The following is a 13761-nucleotide window of genomic DNA, read 5'->3' as shown; positions in this document are numbered from 1 at the left end:
TGTGCTATCAAATAACTAAAAAACAACTTTTATGAAAAATTATTTTTACTTTGTTGTGCTCTTTTTTACTTCTAGTTTAATAGCACAAGAACAAGCAGAAAAAAAAGTGTCTATAAGTGGAACTGTAGATGCTTATTTTAGATCAAATCTTAATGCCCCTAATGACGAAAATGCTATTGCCCCCGGCTCATCTTTTGCAAATTTACCCGGATTTGCCCTTGGTATGGCCAATATAGTTGCCAGCTATGAAGGAGAAAAAGTTGGATTTGTTGCTGATTTAGTATTTGGGCCCAGAGGAACAGATGCTGTATTTGCTTCGCCAATGTACTCGAGTACTGGAAATATTGTTAATCAACTATATGTTTATTGGAATGTAACAGAAAAAGTAAAGCTAACCATGGGTAACTTTAATACCTTTTTAGGTTATGAGGTTATTTCTCCAGCGCTAAACTTTAACTACAGCACCTCGTATTTATTTTCATATGGACCGTTTAGTCATACAGGTTTTAAAGCCGATGTTTCATTGGCCGAAGATTTAAGTTTAATGTTAGGGGTTATGAATGATACTGATTTAACTGAATTTAATCCAACAGGAGATTATGCATTTGGAACCCAACTGGGATATAAAAGTCAATTTCTTAACGTTTTAGTAGATCCTTCATTTGTTGAAATCGATTTTACGGGTGGTTTTGATGTTTCAGAAAAATTATTTTTAGGTTTAAATGCTGCTTATTTAAGTATAGAAGATAGTGGCCCTGGTTTTACAGGTGTTGCACTATATCCACAATATACTGTTACTGATTCATTTGCTTTAGGAATTAGAGGCGAATATTTTGTTGAAGATGGTTCATTTGGCGCTATTGGAAGTGGTGTTGAAGATTCAAGTGTATTTGCAGCAACATTAACAGCAAGTTATTCAGTAGATAATTTAATTATTAAACCAGAGCTTAGATTAGATAGTGCTTCTGAAGATAGTTTTATAGACAATGATTTAATGCCGTCAAAATCTTTAGCTTCTTTCTTAGTTGCAGCAATTTATAAATTTTAATACGTATAAATAACGAAACAAATTAATTATGATAAATTATTTATTAACCCTAGTTCCAAGTCTGTTAGCTACACAAGAAGTAGTTGTTACGGCTTCAACTAAGGATATACAGGATGCTGTATCAGCTATAAATGGCGATATGGGAATGTTATGGATGTTAATTGCAGGTATATTGGTTTTCTTTATGCAAGCTGGTTTTACGCTAGTAGAAACAGGTATGACGAGTTCTAAAAACGCCATAAACATTGCAATGAAGAACTTATTGGATATTTGTGTAGGTTCAATTACCTATTGGTTTGTTGGTTATTCTTTAATGTATGGAGAAACAACAAACGGATGGTTTTTTTGGAGTGGATTAATGCAGGGAGAAGGCGCAGATTTATTTTTTCAAACTATGTTTGCTGCTACTGCTGCTACAATAGTTTCTGGAGCTATTGCTGGTAGAACTAAATATTCAACTTACGCTATATTTTCTATAGTAATGACGGCCTTAATATACCCTATAGCCGGTGGTTGGCAATGGCAAGGTTCTGGTTGGTTAACAGACCTTGGCTTTATTGACTTTGCAGGTTCTTCAATTGTGCACTCTGTAGGTGGATGGGCTGCATTGGTAGCGGCCTTTATGGTGGGCCCAAGAATAGGTAAATTTGTTGATGGAAAAGTTCTTCCTATGCCGGGTCACAATCAAATTTTGGCAACTTTAGGTGTATTTATCCTTTGGTTAGGATGGTTTGGTTTTAACGGTGGCTCTCAACTAGCTTGGGGTGGTGCAAATTCTATAGCCGCTTCAACAGTTGTGTTGATCACAAATTTAGCAGGAGCTGCTGGTGGATTAGGAGCTTTAATAACAACATGGATCTGGTATGGCAAGCCAAATTTACCTCAAACATTAAACGGTGTATTGGCAGGTCTGGTAAGTATTACTGCGGGTTGTGGTAATATGTCTGCTGTTGGTGCAATATTTGCTGGACTTATAGGTGGTGTATTAGTTGTTTTTTCTATTGAATTTATAGAAAAAAAGCTTAAAATAGACGATGCTATTGGTGCTGCTTCTGTTCACGGTGTTGCAGGTGCCTGGGGCACTCTTGTAATTGGATTATGGGGTATTAGTGCAGATGGACCAATAGGCCTTTTAAATGGAGGAGGAGCTAGTCAATTGGGCACTCAAGCTATTGGAGTTTTAGCCTATGGATTATGGGCAATTGTATTGTCTTACATCATCTTAAAACTACTAAAAGTTACCATGGGACTTCGTGTTACTGAAGCTGAAGAAATAATAGGTCTTGACCTTGCAGAGCATGGTGATATTGCTTATCCAGGTAAAAGAGATAGAGGTTGATTTATTAAAAATTAACAATTTAAATAAAGTTTAGGTTAATTTATTATTGGCATAAAGCCTCAAAGAATATGCATCTTTGAGGCTTTTTTAATTACAATTTGTTTTGTAATACATAAAAAAAAAGGTTTTACTTTTTTACAATGCTGTTATTTATTTTTAAAATTATTTATAATTTCTTATTATACCTCGTTTTTGTTGTAAATATTAATTTAAAGACTAATTTTGAAATTATTGTATTTATATGTTAAATATGCACAAATAATTTTGAATAATAATTTACTAATAAAAAAAAATGAATAAAATTCGGGTTGCATTTTTAATTTATGCTTCAATGTTTTTTTCTTCCAAGGTGTTTTCTCAAAATGAAACAAATTATTGGTACTTTGGTCAAAATGCAGGCATCAATTTTAGTAATGGTGAAGAAAATGTTTTAACAAACAGCAGTATGACAACTCCTGCGGGTTGTTCTAGTATTTCAGACAATAATGGTGATTTACTTTTTTATACAAACGGAAGAACCATATGGAATAAGAATCATCAAATTATGATTAACGGTGATAATTTGTATGGAGATATAGTAGGAGTGCAAACCTCAATTATTATTCCTAAACCTAATGACGAATCAACTTTTTTTGTAATAGTTACCAGAGAATTTAATGTAGGTAGCCCGGAAACGATGCCAAAAGGAGTTTTTTATTCAGAAGTAACATTTACATCAAATGAGCCCTTAGGTATAGTTACTATAAAAAATGAAAGAATTGCAGACACCGCTACGGCCCGATTAGCAGCTACGTATCATTATGAGACTAATTCTTATCGGTTGATTTGTTTAACTGAATCTGACACCCCACCATTTGGGCAAATATATGATCCTTATCCTGTATTTAGGGTGTTTCAAATTACGGAAAACGGTATAAACCTAAATCCAATACTGTGGCAAATTAATGAGGCATTAGTTTCTTTTGGAGGTATGAAAGTTTCTCCCGATAGTCAATATATTGTTGTGGTAGATAATGCTCTTCAAAAAATTTATTTTTATAAGTTTAACAATGATACTATAACTTTTGAGCTACATCTTAATTTAGGTGCTGTTCCTGAATTTGGACTATTTTTCAATCCATACACTATTGAATTTTCGCAAAACTCAAAAATGTTTTATTATGCGGGTGACGATTATATTGTTCAGCTTCCTTTTACAACTATAGGCGACATAAGCCCTCTTGAAAATTATATTATTGACGAGCAAAATGTATCGTCAATACAATTGGCACGAAATGGCAAAATTTACATTACAAAAGGGGATATAGACAACCCTAGTAATACGGTTAGTGTCATACATAAACCAGAAAAATATGCCCAAGATTGTAATTTTCAAAGCGATGCCATTGAACTTCAAACAGGAAATGCTACAAAAGGACTGCCTATTTTTGCATCTACTTTTTTAAGAAATCATATAGTTTTATTTGATGATGACTGTGTAAGTGCCAGTTTTAATTTTAGTTTAGATACTTATGCTCCAGTAGATGCTGTTCAGTGGGACTTTGATGATGGCGTTTTTTCAAATGAACTAGAACCTATACATCAATTTAGTACACCAGGTATTAAGAAGGTAAAAGCTGTGATTAGTCTTAATAACAGAACGATGACTTTATATAAAAAAATAGAAGTTTTTCCTTTACCTGAGTTAGATGATGCAGCTGTTTTAACTCAATGTGATGATAATAATGATGGTTTTTCAATTTTTAATCTAGAAAACATAAGTGATTATTTAAACTTTTCGAACGCTGATTTTCAATATGCTTTTTATACCAGTATCAATGATGCAACCAATGATGTAAACCAAATTCAGAATCCTATTAATTATGCTAATGTTATAAATCCACAAGAAATAACGGTAAAAATAATAAGCCATAAAGGCTGTGTTTCAATAGAAAGTTTTTTTATAGAAAGTCAACTAACATCTGTACCTGTATTGTCAAACATGTATGTTTGTGATTCTTCTGACGGTGTTTTTGACAATGCAGAAGGCCTCTTTAATTTAAATATTAAAGCACAAGAAATAATAAGCCTATTAAACTTTCCCGAAAGTTATTCGTTAAATTTTTATGCGTCTTTATTAGATGCACAAACAAAATTAAACAATATAGATAGAAGTTTTATAACAGCAACAACTGTTATTTGGATACGTATTGAAGATGAAAACTTTAATTGCTTTGGTGTTGTAAGTTTTAATGCAGTTGTTAATCCGTTTCTCAGCATAGATATTGAAGATATTTATGTAATATGTCCCTTTGATGATTCTCCTGTAATTCTAGATGGCGGCAGCTTAAATGATACTTGGGTGTGGACAAATAGAGTAGGATCTGTAGTTTTATCTAATGAAAGGTTTTTTGATTTGACTCAAATAGGCAACTTTAATATTACGGTTACTAAACAAGAAAATGGTATAACTTGTTCAAAATCTAAAGATTTTGGAGCTATAAATTCAGAGATTCCAATTGTAAAAAAAATCACAGCCGATGATTCTACAATATATATTGCTGTTCAAGGAAATGGTAATTATACGTATTCTTTAGATGACAATTTTTACTATGGCAGCGGCACAAGTCATACCTTTACAAATCTTGAAGCAGGGATATATACAGTTTATATAAAAGATGAAAATGGTTGTAAAAACCTAGTATCTAGCTCTATTCATTTATTTAACTTTCCAAAATTTTTTACGCCTAATGACGATCAAGTAAACGACTATTGGAAAGTATCTGGAAATTTTTTAGGTTATTTTTCTACTCTAGAAATTAAAATTTTTAATAGATATGGCAAACTAGTTCACACCATGAATTTGAAAAAAAATGAAATTGGATGGGATGGTTCATACAATAAAGAAAGATTAGCGGCCTCTGATTATTGGTTTAAAATGACTTTAACAGATCTAAATAAAAATGAAGTAGTAAAAAAAGGTCATTTTAGTTTGATTCGATAATTAATTTTATAATAAAAATAGCTTGTTTTCTTAAAAGATACACGTTCAATAAAAAGGTTCTCTCTCAATTTTTTTGCTGCGTTTTACCAGCCAATTTTCACCTGTTTTTGTTACGCTGCTGGTTTTTATAAAAATACCCCCAAATAGTGTCTAACTTTTTGGGGGCAGTCTATTATCGGGATTTTTTTTGCTATTATTCTGTTCTTTTATATTGGCAACAGCCATGTAAAGCATCGTATGTTTCATCTGATGTTTTTGCCATTGCATTGTCATGTCCTGCTTTTGCAATTGCTTTTGCAACGTCTTCTTTGGTACACTTGTTTTCGTCAATTATCAAATAAATTTCTTGATCGTCTACAAGCCATTCCGCATTTTTAACCCCTTTTACTGAAAAGGCCGCTTTTTCTATCCGTTTTTTACACATATCACAATTTCCTGATGTTTTGAATACCACTTCAGCGTTTTTGTTGTTTGTTTTTTCTTGCGCTTGTGCGCCAATTCCAATTATGGAAAGAATAAGTACTAAAATTATTTTTTTCATTTTTTATTAATTTACGTATTGTTGTTATTTAATTTTAAATCGCAATCCAGCATAATACATTTGACCAAAAACAGGTCCATAGATCATACTACTATCAAAATATGCGCCAAAAGGATTATCTGCACTAACAATTGCATTGTTTTGTTTGTAATTACCCATATTTTCTCCACCAACGTATATTTCAAAAACATTAGAAAATGTTCGAGTAATTTGGGCGTTTACTACTCCAAAAGCAGGAGCATATTCAGTAAGCTTATAGGCCGGCAAATTACTAATTGTATTTGGTAATCGTTGTTTTCCTAACCAATTGTATGTAACATCAAATTTCCATTGTTGACCTTTGTCTAAAATATGGGTCTCATATGATAGATTTGCAAAAAAGCGGTTTTTTGCTTGTAATGCTTTTTGAAGATTTCCGGTGATGTAATCGGTATTTACATCATAGTATTTGTAAGCTGTCTTTAAATCTAAATGTTTTTTTAATTCAATTGAAAACTCAGCCTGAAAAGAGTTGGCAATGCTTGAGCCTTTTAAATTATAAAAAACAACTTGTTGTGGGCTAAAATCTATATCTACAACTGCTTGATTTTGAAAATCAGTTCGGTAGTAATCTAATACTATATCGGTATTTTTACCAAATAATTTAAATTTTTGAATAAAACTTAAACCTGAGTTCCATGCAATTTCAGGGTTTAATCCGTATAATGATCCATCATTATTCAAAAACGAAAAACTTCTGCTTGAGGCAAATAGTTGTTGGTTCTCAGCAAATATATTAGCAGCGCGTTTACCTCTCCCAACAGAAGCTCTAATCACGGCATCTTTCCAAGGGTTATATCTTATATGAACTCTAGGTGTGATAAAGGTTCCTAAACGGTTGTGGTTATCAACTCTAATGCCGGCAACAACTTGAAAATTATCTAAATTATCAAAATCATATTCAAAAAAGGCTCCAACTGAATTGTCAATTCTTGAAAAATCTTTAGAAAAATTGACAGCCACAAACTCTTTATACTTGTCATACGTAAAGTTAATTCCGGTAGTAAATTTATTTTTAGTGTTGTTTATGATTGAGCTGAATAGTAAATTGGAGTAATAGCTTTTTTGTTCGATGTTGTATTGGTTTAAGCCAAAATAAGACTTTTGTTTATGTGATTGAAACGAGTTTTGAAAACCAATACTTTGGTATGACATATCCTTAAAAACATAACCCGTTTTGTTTGAAACCTCTATTTTTTCGGTGTCAATTTCACTTCCCCATGCATTGGTTGTAAATTTATCTGTCTCAGGGTTAAAATCTATTTGACCTGCTTGTTTTTCATCGTTCATATACCGAACATTTAAAAAACTAACCATTCCGTTATCAACATCATTATATTGCCATCGGTTTAAAATATTTACCTGTTGTCCAATCGGGTTGTCTAAAAAGCCATCCTTGTTGTTGTCATTTTTATTATTTCTAGTATTTCCATGAAGAAATAAAGTAGAACTCAACTTATCGGAATATTTAGTATTAAAATGAGTGTTCAATTCATGTCTTCCGTCCATTGAAGTAAATGCGTTTAAAAAAAAAGGAATGTCATTTGCGGGTTTTAAAATTTCATAATTAATTTGGCCCGAAATACTTTCGTATCCATTTATAACGCTTCCGGCTCCTTTGGTAATTTGTATGCTTTCAACCCAAGTTCCTGGAACAAAAGACAAACCATAAGCTTGAGACGCTCCCCGAACCGATGGAATGTTTTCTTCAGCAATTAAGATATATGGGCTCGTTAAGCCTAGCATTTTGATTTGCCTGTTTCCGGTAACAGCATCGGAATAGTTGACATCAATTGAGGGGTTGGTCGAAAAGCTTTCTGAAATATTGCAACAAGCAGCTTTTAGCAATTCTTTTTGACCCATAGTTTGCACATTGGTCGCCTTAAACAAAGAATATTCAGTGCTCTTTTTTACTTTTGAAACTGTAATTTCAGTTAATTCTTCAACTGCTTTTAATTGTATGGTTAGAAACAAATCGTTTTTTATGTCAATTTTTTTGGTGTTATATCCAATGTAACTGATTATTAAACTTGTTGTTTCTGAAGTTTTTTTAATAGAAAATTCGCCATCTGTATTGGTAATTACACCGATGTTTGTGTTGAGCCAATAGATGTTTGCTCCAAATAAGGTTTCATTATTTTCGTCTACTATTTTTCCTTTGATTACATCATTTTGAGCTTGAGTAACTGCAGTAATCATTACAAGTAAACAGATTATTTTTTTATACATAATTATTTTTTTAATGTTATTTAATCAACTTTAATTTGACTAATAACACTAAGCGTATAAAACAAATCTGCAGTATAATTTATAAAAAGGAGGGGCATTAGATTCACAATAAAATGATGGTGTATCTATGAAAGAAGAGGCTTTTTGTTTGTTTGAAATTTTAAATAAATTATTTTCAAAAAAAACTATAGATTCAAAATTTATTTTAAAACTTTTTGAAACAACGTGATCCGTTTTTTTGTCAATTTTTACAACTTTATCAGAGCAGCATTTATTGTGTTTTTTTTCTAAAGCACAGCATGAGGTAGCCACAGGTGTACAAAGCTCTTCAATTTGTGTGTTTAGTGAAATGGATGCTATAGCATCATTGCAATAATGTATCGTAAAATTATAGCCAATGTTTGTCAAAAACATTACACTTGCTAAAAACAGACTTATATGTTTGTATAATTTCATTGGTGCAAATATATAAAACTTATTTAGTGTAACTGTTATGAAGAAGTTAATTTCTGAAAGTAAAATCCTGGTATTAAGAGTAGAATGAAAAAAGGTTGAATTAAAAACCGTCTAATATAGAATAAAAGCATGTGTTTTTCAGCAAAAAAAGTTAGGACGACAAGAGTTAAAAATATTAATATTATATATAAAACGATATATAATAATAAGCTTATTTTTATAATTTCAATGTCTTTAAAAACAATGCCGAGTAATGCAATTGAAACGACTGTGTTTAACAGATAGCGCAAGCTATTAGAAAAGGTTAATTTTATGAGATCTAATTTGGGTAAAAAACTATTGTTAAAGTCGGTTTTAAAAAAACCAATCAATGGATCATAAAACAATGTGTTTTCGAACAAACGAATGCTCGCAAAAAGGGATATACATATAAAAAAACCTATAGTTTTAAGGAGTACCGTTTTGTTTTTTTGCATGGTTAGAAAATTTTAACACCCAAATCACCCAAAGTAAAAATACTATGCCATAAATCACTAATGGAAATAAGATGTCGTGAAGAAGTACTCTTTGTTCGGGATAATAATATAAAGCATAATTCAACAAAGCAATTCTTGTAATATTCATTACATATATTAAAATTAATCCAAATCCAATATACAAGCTTGTTTTTTTTAAAGTAGAAGAAAAAGCAATGACAAAAGCCATAAACAATAACATTAAACTTATGGCATTACAGCCTTCAACTACTCTAGAAATAATTTTACCATTAAATCTCATGCCAACTGCGGGTTCGGTTGTCATATTGTACATGGATGAATCTTGATTTAAAAGTAACAAAACTTCATTTACATTTGATGCTACTGTTTTAGTTATGCTGTCTAATTCGTTTCTTGAAGCATCAAATTGATTTAAATAGGTGCTATACAGTATGATTAATGCCAAATAAGAAGCAAAAAACTTTACTAAAAAAGTAAAAAAAGGTTTGTATTGAATAAGTATTTTTTTCAAGAATAAATTTTTTACAAAAATATGTAATTTTAAACAATTTCAATTGATACTTTTGTAAAAAAATAACAACATGAATTTTGAATTATTAAAGCCTGCGATTTCTGAAATAACAGAACACGCTTTGTTGTCAAATGAAGAAAAGTTAAAAAATATTTGTCAGTTTTTACAACAAAACATATCATATTATAATTGGGTTGGTTTTTATTTTGCTAATCACGAAACTCAAACATTACATTTAGGACCCTATGTTGGTGCAGAAACGGATCACACTGTAATACCCTTTGGAAAAGGAATTTGTGGTCAAGTAGCAGAGTCAAATGCTAATTTTGTAGTGCCAGATGTAGCGGCACAAGACAATTATATTGCCTGTAGTTTTACAGTGAAATCGGAAATTGTAGTTCCATTATTTGTGGATGGAATAAATATAGGTCAAATAGATATTGATTCACATGTTATTAACCCTTTTTCTGCAGCAGACGAGCGTTTTTTAGAGTTTGTTAATGAGCAAGTTGCAACTTTATTTTAATAGTTCTTGTTTAATTTTTAAATTAAACTATCTTTGCAACCGAATTGAATTGAATCAGTTCATACATAATAATCATTTAAAACAATATTAGCATGTACTTAACTAAAGAAGTAAAAGCAGAAATCTTCACTAAACACGGAGGAAAAGCAGAAAATACAGGATCTGCAGAAGGACAAATTGCATTATTCACACACAGAATTTCGCATTTAACAGAACACTTGAAAAAAAATCGTCACGATTATAATACAGAGCGTTCTTTAGTACTTTTGGTAGGTAAAAGAAGAAGCCTTTTGGATTATTTAATCAAAAAAGATGTTTTGAGATATCGTGAGATTATCAAAGAATTAGGTATTAGAAAATAATTTATATAAGGGGCCTTGTGCCCCTTTTATTTTGCGTTTATATTTAAAAAAGTACAGTTCTTCATTGGGTTTACAACAACTACACACAACAACTACACAACTAACCCTTTGTTTAATAAAGAAAAAAAAATTATGATTCCACAATTATTTGTAGAAAGTATCGATTTAGGTGATGGAAGAAACATCACAATCGAAACAGGTCGTTTAGCTAAGCAAGCAGATGGATCTGTAGTAGTTAGAATAGGAAAAACGGTTATTTTAGGAACAGTAGTTTCTTCAAGAAAAGCAAGCCCGGGGATTGACTTTTTACCTTTAACGGTAGATTATCGTGAAAAATTTGCAGCAGCAGGTCGTTTTCCGGGTGGTTTCTTTAAAAGAGAAGCTCGTCCTAGTGATAACGAAGTGTTAACTATGAGATTAGTTGACCGCGTTTTACGTCCTCTGTTTCCAAGTGATTACCATGCTGAGGTGCAGGTTATGATTCAGTTAATGTCTCATGATGATGATGTTATGCCAGATGCATTAGCAGGTTTAGCAGCTTCAGCAGCACTTGCATTGTCTGACATTCCTTTTGAAACGTTAATCTCAGAAGCTCGAGTAGGACGAATAGACGGTAAGTTTATTATCAACCCATCTCGTGCTCAATTAGAATTATCAGATATTGATATGATGATTGGTGCTTCTTCAGATTCTATTGCAATGGTAGAAGGCGAAATGAAAGAAATTTCAGAAGCAGAAATGTTGGATGCTATAAAATTTGCTCACGAACATATTAAAGCACAGATTGCAGCACAAGAAAGATTGGTAGCTGCATTTGGAAAAAAAGAAGTTCGTACCTATGATACCGAAAAAACAGATGAAGCTATTCATGCAAAAGTGAAAGCAGCAGCTTATGATAAAATTTATGCAATTGCTAGTAAAGGTTCAGCCAAACATGAGCGTTCAGCTGCATTTGATGAATTAAAAAGCGAAGTAAAAGCGTTATTTACGGAAGAAGAATTAGCAGAAAATGGCGATTTAGTTTCTAAATATTTCAATAAAGTAAATAAAGAAGCTGTTCGTAACGTAACTTTAGACTTAGGAACTCGTTTAGACGGAAGAAAAACCACAGAAATTAGACCAATTTGGTGCGAAGTAGACTATTTGCCATCGGTTCACGGTTCAGCATTGTTTACACGTGGTGAAACTCAAGCTTTAGCAACGGCTACTTTAGGAACTTCTAGAGAAGCAAACCAAATCGATTCACCTTCGCAACAAGGAGAAGAAAAATTTTACTTACACTATAATTTTCCACCATTTTCAACAGGAGAAGCTCGTCCATTAAGAGGAACTTCAAGAAGAGAAGTTGGTCACGGAAACTTGGCTCAAAGAGCATTAAAAAACATGATTCCTGCAGATTGTCCTTATACAATTCGTGTGGTGTCGGAAGTTTTAGAATCAAATGGTTCGTCTTCAATGGCAACTGTTTGTGCTGGAACATTATCTTTAATGGATGCTGGGGTTCAATTAATTCGTCCTGTTTCTGGAATTGCAATGGGTTTAATTACTGACGGAGATCGTTTTGCAGTTTTATCTGATATTTTAGGAGATGAAGATCACTTAGGTGATATGGACTTTAAAGTAACGGGAACTTCAGAAGGAATTACAGCATGTCAAATGGACATCAAAATTGACGGTTTAAAATACGAAATCATGGAGCAAGCATTAGCTCAAGCTCGTGATGGACGTTTACATATATTAGAGAAATTAATAGAAACATTGGCTCAGCCAAGAGTTGATGTTAAAGATCATTCTCCAAAAATTATTACAAGAAGAATTCCAAATGCATTTATTGGAGCATTAATAGGTCCTGGTGGAAAAGTGATTCAAGAATTACAAAAAACTACAGGAACAACAATCGTTATCAATGAAGACCCACTTACGGAAGAAGGAGTTGTTGAAATTTTAGGTACTGACCCAGCAGGAATAGCTGCAGTTATGGCTAAAATTGATTCAATTATATTTAAACCAACTGTTGGAGAAGCATATGAAGTTAAAGTAATTAAAATGTTAGATTTTGGTGCAGTCGTAGAATATATAGACGCTCCAGGAAATGAAGTTTTATTACACGTATCAGAACTAGCTTGGGAACGTACAGAAAATGTTACCGATGTTGTAAACATGGGCGATGTGTTTAGAGTTAAATATTTTGGACTTGACCCTAAAACTAGAAAAGAAAAAGTTTCTAGAAAAGCGTTATTGCCAAGACCAGAAAGAGAAGAGCGTCCTATTGAGAAAAAAGAAAGACCACAAGGTTAATTTTATTTTTTAATTCATAAAAAAAACCCACTTCATTTATTTGAAGTGGGTTTTTTGTTAAAAAAAAAGACAAAGCAACGCATGTATGGCACAGTTGATTTAGTGTTTTCAATATTTCAATTTTAACGAAGCTACAATTTATAAAATAATAATTTCAGTTTTTTGTAACTTTTTTAACTCATCATGCGTATAAGTATATGAAAACATAATTTAGGATATAAAATTAAATGAGACAACTAAAAATCACCAAGCAGGTTACCAATCGTGAAACCGCTTCCCTAGACAAATACCTTCAAGAAATTGGAAAAGTTGATTTAATTACGGCTGATGAAGAAGTTGAATTAGCTCAACGTATAAAAGCTGGTGATCAACGTGCACTTGAAAAACTAACAAAAGCAAATTTACGTTTCGTTGTTTCGGTAGCAAAACAATATCAAAATCAAGGATTAACATTACCCGATCTAATAAACGAAGGAAATCTAGGATTAATAAAAGCAGCACAACGTTTTGATGAAACCCGTGGTTTCAAATTCATCTCGTATGCCGTTTGGTGGATTCGTCAATCGATCTTACAAGCATTGGCTGAGCAATCTCGTATCGTTCGTTTGCCCTTGAACAAAATTGGTTCTATCAATAAAATCAACAAGATGTACGCTTTATTAGAGCAATCTAACGAGCGTCCACCATCTGCTGAGGAAATTGCAAAAGAACTAGATATGACAGTAAATGATGTAAAAGAGTCTATGAAAAACTCTGGTCGTCACTTGTCAATGGATGCACCTCTTGTTGAAGGAGAAGATTCTAACCTTTACGATGTATTGCGTTCAGGTGAATCACCAAACCCAGACAGAGAATTAATCCACGAATCATTACGTACTGAAATCGAGCGTTCATTAGAAACATTAACTCCTAGAGAGGCAGATGTTGTAAAG

11 protein-coding genes are annotated in these 13761 nt (G+C 32.3%); 7 read left to right on the top strand and 4 right to left on the bottom strand.

All coding sequences use genetic code 11. The annotated features are described in order from the left end of the window. The first annotated feature begins 31 nt into the window (after positions 1-31). The 3 genes from AABM47_RS00615 (at position 32) to AABM47_RS00605 (ending at position 5370) form a co-directional block, all read left to right on the top strand. Positions 32-1048: a porin gene (locus AABM47_RS00615; RefSeq protein ID WP_338408983.1), complete on the top strand. Its 1017-nt coding sequence runs from the start codon at positions 32-34 to the stop codon at positions 1046-1048. 31 nt (positions 1049-1079) lie between these two features. Next, the gene (locus AABM47_RS00610; RefSeq protein ID WP_338409003.1) at positions 1080-2387 is read left to right on the top strand and encodes an ammonium transporter; all 1308 of its coding nucleotides are present in this window, start codon (positions 1080-1082) and stop codon (positions 2385-2387) included. Between the two features lie 292 nt (positions 2388-2679). Then, the gene (locus AABM47_RS00605; protein ID WP_338408982.1) at positions 2680-5370 is read left to right on the top strand and encodes a T9SS type B sorting domain-containing protein; all 2691 of its coding nucleotides are present in this window, start codon (positions 2680-2682) and stop codon (positions 5368-5370) included. Between the two features lie 193 nt (positions 5371-5563). Here AABM47_RS00605 and AABM47_RS00600 read toward each other — a convergent pair whose 3' ends face one another. The 4 genes from AABM47_RS00600 to xrtF form a co-directional block, all read right to left on the bottom strand. Then, the gene (locus tag AABM47_RS00600; RefSeq protein ID WP_338408981.1) at positions 5564-5911 is read right to left on the bottom strand and encodes a heavy-metal-associated domain-containing protein; all 348 of its coding nucleotides are present in this window, start codon (positions 5909-5911) and stop codon (positions 5564-5566) included. A 24-nt stretch (positions 5912-5935) separates the two neighbouring features. Further along, complete coding sequence (locus AABM47_RS00595) at positions 5936-8179, bottom strand: TonB-dependent receptor (RefSeq protein ID WP_338408980.1); 2244 nt, start codon at positions 8177-8179, stop codon at positions 5936-5938. Between the two features lie 48 nt (positions 8180-8227). Further along, positions 8228-8635, bottom strand: a complete 408-nt coding sequence (locus AABM47_RS00590) for a hypothetical protein (protein WP_338408979.1) — start codon at positions 8633-8635, stop codon at positions 8228-8230. Positions 8636-9082: 447 nt separating this feature from the next. Then, positions 9083-9643 (bottom strand): exosortase family protein XrtF, encoded by a 561-nt coding sequence (xrtF, locus tag AABM47_RS00585; RefSeq protein ID WP_338408978.1) that lies wholly within the window; start codon positions 9641-9643, stop codon positions 9083-9085. Positions 9644-9713: 70 nt separating this feature from the next. Between xrtF and AABM47_RS00580 the strand changes: the two genes are divergently transcribed. The 4 genes from AABM47_RS00580 to AABM47_RS00565 form a co-directional block, all read left to right on the top strand. After that, positions 9714-10169, top strand: coding sequence for a GAF domain-containing protein (locus AABM47_RS00580; protein ID WP_338408977.1), 456 nt, complete (start codon positions 9714-9716; stop codon positions 10167-10169). A 92-nt stretch (positions 10170-10261) separates the two neighbouring features. Continuing rightward, positions 10262-10531, top strand: coding sequence for a 30S ribosomal protein S15 (gene rpsO / locus AABM47_RS00575; RefSeq protein ID WP_338408976.1), 270 nt, complete (start codon positions 10262-10264; stop codon positions 10529-10531). Between the two features lie 132 nt (positions 10532-10663). Next, a complete protein-coding gene (locus AABM47_RS00570) occupies positions 10664-12829 on the top strand; it encodes a polyribonucleotide nucleotidyltransferase (protein ID WP_338408975.1) in 2166 nt (721 codons plus the stop codon). 227 nt (positions 12830-13056) lie between these two features. Continuing rightward, on the top strand, positions 13057-13761 hold a 705-nt coding region (locus AABM47_RS00565; RefSeq protein ID WP_338408974.1), incomplete at its 3' end, for an RNA polymerase sigma factor RpoD/SigA.

Origin of the sequence: uncultured Flavobacterium sp. (assembly GCF_963925415.1) — a bacterium.
In the GTDB taxonomy this organism is placed as follows: Bacteria; Bacteroidota; Bacteroidia; order Flavobacteriales; family Flavobacteriaceae; genus Flavobacterium.
The sequence above is the reverse complement of the archived record's forward strand: the minus strand, read 5'-3'. Positions and strand labels throughout refer to the sequence as shown.

What these genes read in the sequence shown, in the direction of transcription:
- AABM47_RS00580 (WP_338408977.1), top strand. Translation starts at nt 9,714, where the DNA reads ATGAATTTTGAATTATTAAAGCCTGCGATTTCTGAAATAACAGAACAC.
- AABM47_RS00595 (WP_338408980.1), bottom strand. Translation starts at nt 8,179, where the DNA reads ATGTATAAAAAAATAATCTGTTTACTTGTAATGATTACTGCAGTTACT.
- AABM47_RS00615 (WP_338408983.1), top strand. Translation starts at nt 32, where the DNA reads ATGAAAAATTATTTTTACTTTGTTGTGCTCTTTTTTACTTCTAGTTTA.
- AABM47_RS00570 (WP_338408975.1), top strand. Translation starts at nt 10,664, where the DNA reads ATGATTCCACAATTATTTGTAGAAAGTATCGATTTAGGTGATGGAAGA.
- AABM47_RS00600 (WP_338408981.1), bottom strand. Translation starts at nt 5,911, where the DNA reads ATGAAAAAAATAATTTTAGTACTTATTCTTTCCATAATTGGAATTGGC.
- AABM47_RS00590 (WP_338408979.1), bottom strand. Translation starts at nt 8,635, where the DNA reads ATGAAATTATACAAACATATAAGTCTGTTTTTAGCAAGTGTAATGTTT.
- AABM47_RS00605 (WP_338408982.1), top strand. Translation starts at nt 2,680, where the DNA reads ATGAATAAAATTCGGGTTGCATTTTTAATTTATGCTTCAATGTTTTTT.
- rpsO (WP_338408976.1), top strand. Translation starts at nt 10,262, where the DNA reads ATGTACTTAACTAAAGAAGTAAAAGCAGAAATCTTCACTAAACACGGA.